Raw genomic sequence first — 3,404 nt, forward strand, 5'->3', positions numbered from 1 at the left:
CATGCAGCTCATTCTCGAGGGCGCGGTGCCGGCGGCGTTCCTGGCACTCGCCGTCCAGGGGTTCTTCGATCTGCTGGAGTTCGTGCTCGTGCCGCGGGGGCTCAGGCTCAAGAGCGGGGAGGCGTAGGGTGGAGCTGGCTCGTCCATCAGCAGAAGACGCTGGCACATGTACGGCACGGGAGACCACGGCGCTCAGGCGCTTCGCCGAGGACGTACGCGTCGGACTCGGGTCGTCGCCGAAGCACCTGCCGTGCGTCTACCTCTACGACGCGCGAGGGTCCGAGCTCTTCGACCGCATCACCCGCCTGCCTGAGTACTACCTGACACAGGCAGAGTCGGAGATCATCGAGGCGCATGCCGCCCGCATCGCGGACGCGGCGCGAGGCCCGATACACGTCGTCGAGCTGGGCAGCGGTACGTCGGCCAAGACCGTCGCGCTGCTCGAGGCCCTCGTTGACGCGAACGGCAGCGCGATCTACCGGCCGATCGACGTGTGCGCCGACGTGCTGAGAGCGAGCGCGGAGGTCCTCACGGAGGCCGTGCCCGGTGTCACCGTGAAGCCCATCAGGGCGCGGTACATCGAAGGACTGGAGCGCGTCGACGCTGACGGCGAGGTCCTCCTGCTCTGGCTGGGGTCGAGCATCGGGAACCTCGAACGGGACCGGGCGGCGCAGTTTCTCAGCAGGCTGCGAGGACGGCTGTCACCGGGGGACAGGCTGCTCATCGGCTTCGATCTGGTGAAGGACGTGGGCGTCCTCGCGGCCGCTTACAACGACAGCTCGGGCGTCACGGCCGAGTTCAATCTGAACCTCCTCCGCCGCATCAACCGTGAGCTTGGCGGGGACTTCGAACTGGAGCGATTCCGGCACATCGCTCACTGGAATCCCGACCACCGCCGGATAGAGATGTATCTCGAGAGTCTCGAGGACCAGCGTGTGACGATTCTGAATCCGGGTCTGACGGTCGAGTTCTCGTGCGGCGAGAGGGTGCACACCGAGAACTCGCACAAGTACACGCTGGGGGGGATCGCAGCGCTCGCTGAGGACGCGGGGCTCGAGATCGAGGAGCGGTGGCTCGACTCGAGGAAGTACTTCAGCCTGCACAGTCTCCGGGTGCCCGGCCTCTAGCCCGCGCAGTCATCGGGCGGCCGGTCACTCCTCGGCCCCGCGACGACCTGGCCCCGATTCCCCTCTGATACGACATCGGCCCGCAGGAGGCCCTCGGGACGCCCGCTTCCCTCGTGCCCGTCCGGAACGCCCGTGGCGATGGGGTTCGACTCGTCGCTGCTCCAGCCGTACCAGCCGTCGTCGTAGACGGCGACGCGCTTCCATCCCATGACGTAGGCCGCGAACGCCGCCTCGCTGGCGCGCCACCCCGTGCCGCAGTAGAACGCGATCCGCTTGTCGGGTGTGAGCTCCGCCGCCGCCCAGCGCTCGCGGATCTCGCTGTACGGCCGCATGGTCTGGTCGTGGTTCCGGTAGTTCTCCATGTGGTATGCGTCGGCCCCGCAGTTCCCGAAGACGGCGCCGGGGATGCGACCCTTTGGATGGACGTAGTGGTAGCCGCTGACCTCTCCGATGAACTCCTCCCAGCTTCGCATGCTGACAAGGTCGCCCATGGGGTCAGCCAGAAGCTCCTTCGCCTGTGTCGTTCTGACGATCAGAGCGGGGCGCGAAGGGACCTTCCTGCCGAAGGCGGGGACGGGTGCAGGAGGCGACTCCTCGGTACTGAGCTCGCCGCCGGCGCGACGCCATGACGCGAGCCCGCCGTTCAGCATCCGGACGTCCTCGACGCCGATGTATCGAAGGAGCCACGCGGCACGCATCGCGCCGATCTGCCCGGCGGCCCGCCCCGGCTGTTCCATCTTCATCGTCGGTCTGCCCGTCCGTCCGTAGAGCACCGCGGTCGTGTCGTGCGTAATGCCGAGGCTCCGGACAGCTTCCGCGAGTTCCTCGGCCGTCCGCCTGTTCCAGTCCTCGGGCCGCTCGAGAAGGAGAGTGTCCAGGTAGATCGATCCCGGGATGTGGCCCTCGTCGTAGTCCTCTCTGTTGTCGAAGCTCACATGGATGAGGACGTGGGGGCGACCGTCGTGATGTGAGAGCTCCCCGCCTTCCACGAGGTCGGCGACCCACGACGCCGGAACGAGCTTCTCGAACCGTGGCAGCCACTCGATCGGTCCGCTCCTCTGTCCGGCCCACACGGAGAATCCCCCCTGGAAGAAGCGCACCTGGCTGAAGCCCAGCTGCTCGAGCCGCGCCGCGCCCTCGTCTGCGTCCTCGCTGCCGGAGCCGTAGACGACGACCGGCATCTCCGGCGTCGCGCCGCCGCGCGCCAGCACCGCGAGGGTCTCTCTTTCGTCGAGCTCATCGAACCACCGAAGAGGGAAGGGGGCCGACCCGGGGATGTGGCCTCCGCGTCGCTCCCCGTCCATCGCCCAGCCGTTCCAGGCGTCGATCTGCCTCAGGTCGACGAGCGCCGTGTTCTTGTCGAGGACGGCGTCTCTGAGTTCAGAGCTGGACAGGGGCGACGGCATCGGCGACCTCCGTTCAGACTGCGAGACCGAGGTTGCGCGGTTCAGGAGAGGGACATAGCACCTGCCGAGCATAGCACCGGCGTGCGCGTCCGCGGAGCGATTTCCCCGCCGTGCCGCGTTGAGAAGATGAGCGACCTCGAGGATCGTGGGCGGTCGCTCTCAGGATGGACGTGACGAAGGAGGAGGACCTGGTCGCCGGCGTGACGGAGGTCACCGAACGGCACCATCGTCAACACCAGCTCGGTGGATAGGAAGATCCACACCCCGCTCGGGTTATGGTACCACGCAGTCAAACACGCGCTCGATGGACGGTCGGACTGCCTGCGCCTCGAATCAACCAGTTCGGGATCGATGTCATCATCGTCGAGCCGGGTCTGAGCGTGTCGGCCTTCGACGGTGTCATGGTAGGGCCGTTGCTCGAGCGCTCCGGGGACACCGGCTACGCGGGATTCGCGCACAGGCCGCCAAGGCGACGAGGGAGCTGTACGAAAAGGGCTCCGGTACGCCGCCTTCCGTTATCGCGGTCGCCATCGCGAGGGCCATCAGGGCGCGTTCGCCGAGGACCCGCTATGCCGCCAGTGAGCTCGCGAAGCCGCGGTTCTGCCGGTGGAGTCGACTGCACGAATGCTCGCTGATTCTCCGTCAACTCCTCTTTCTGATATGGCCGCCAGGCCTACAATACCTTGCTGTTCAGCACTTTAGCTGGTATCATCTCCTCGGTGTGGATAGCATAGCTTGTCATGAACTAAGGGTCCCGATGCAGCTTCCCCTTCGACATCGCTCGGTCGCCATCGTGGTGCTGTGCGCGCTTGCCGCATTCGGCATCGACCTTCTGCTCGCGGGGGCTCCTGCGACAGGGCGTGACGAGACG

The 3,404-nt window shown here is 66.7% G+C and carries 2 protein-coding genes; one reads left to right on the top strand and one right to left on the bottom strand.

Features of this window, described 5'->3' with window-relative positions; all coding sequences use genetic code 11:
* Positions 1 to 1,127, top strand: a 1,127-nt coding sequence (egtD, locus tag GF405_08680; GenBank protein ID MBD3368228.1) for an L-histidine N(alpha)-methyltransferase, incomplete at its 5' end; no start/stop codon positions are given.
* Here egtD and GF405_08685 read toward each other — a convergent pair.
* Entirely contained in the window at positions 1,124 to 2,605 is a 1,482-nt protein-coding gene (locus tag GF405_08685) for a thiosulfate sulfurtransferase (GenBank protein ID MBD3368229.1), read from the bottom strand. The two genes, egtD and GF405_08685, sit on opposite strands and share 4 nt — an antisense overlap.
* Between the last annotated feature and the right edge of the window lie 799 nt (positions 2,606 to 3,404).

The sequence above is a fragment of the Candidatus Effluviviaceae Genus V sp. genome (assembly GCA_014728125.1).
Lineage (GTDB): Bacteria > Joyebacterota > Joyebacteria > Joyebacterales > Joyebacteraceae > WJMD01.

What these genes read in the sequence shown, in the direction of transcription:
- GF405_08685 (MBD3368229.1), bottom strand. Translation starts at nt 2,605, where the DNA reads ATGCTCGGCAGGTGCTATGTCCCTCTCCTGAACCGCGCAACCTCGGTC.